This is a genomic window from Vogesella mureinivorans (assembly GCF_007644035.1).
GTDB lineage: Bacteria > Pseudomonadota > Gammaproteobacteria > Burkholderiales > Chromobacteriaceae > Vogesella > Vogesella mureinivorans.
The window spans coordinates 1-559 of record NZ_VMTV02000282.1; the positions used below are offsets into that span (position 1 = coordinate 1).

The 559-nt window shown below is 69.9% G+C and carries 1 protein-coding gene and 1 pseudogene; both read right to left on the bottom strand.

From position 1 onward, the window contains the following. Positions 1-286: SDR family NAD(P)-dependent oxidoreductase (locus tag FLQ44_RS08290; RefSeq protein ID WP_147693978.1), on the bottom strand; the 286-nt coding region annotated here is incomplete at its 3' end. Between the two features lie 36 nt (positions 287-322). Beyond that, a pseudogene (locus FLQ44_RS23595) lies at positions 323-559 on the bottom strand (ACP S-malonyltransferase); the annotation flags it as partial.

The window sequence follows — 559 nt, forward strand, 5'->3', positions numbered from 1 at the left end:
AGTCGCGGGTGATGCCGGCATTGTTCACCAGGATGCCGATGGCGCCGAACTCCTTGCCGATCGCCTCGATCAGCGCGTCGACCTGGGCGCCGTCCGCCACGTCAAGCACGCGGCCCGCGCCGCCGTGCGGTGCAAGGCGCTCGCCGATGGCGGCGGCTCCCGATTCCGAGGTGGCGGTGCCGATGACCTTGGCGCCCTGGGCAGCCAGGGTGTCGGCGATGGCGGCACCGATGCCGCGGCTGGCGCCGGTGACGAGGGCGATTTCACCTGCGAGGGGCTGGTTCATCCGGATCTCCGTTCGATGTGGGCGGGGCGGAGCGGCTTACTCGCCGCCCCAACCGTTCAGCGCGTCCTCGAAGTCGGCGACGCTGCCCAGGGATTTCGATTCGACTCCGCGGTCGATGCGCTTGATCAGGCCGGCAAGCACCTTGCCGGGGCCGCATTCAACGAAGCGGCTGGCGCCGGCGGCGATCATCTGCTGCACGCAGTCGGTCCAGCGCACCGGCAGGTAGAGCTGGCGCACCAGCGCCGACTTCAGCGCGTCGAGATCGATGGCGAT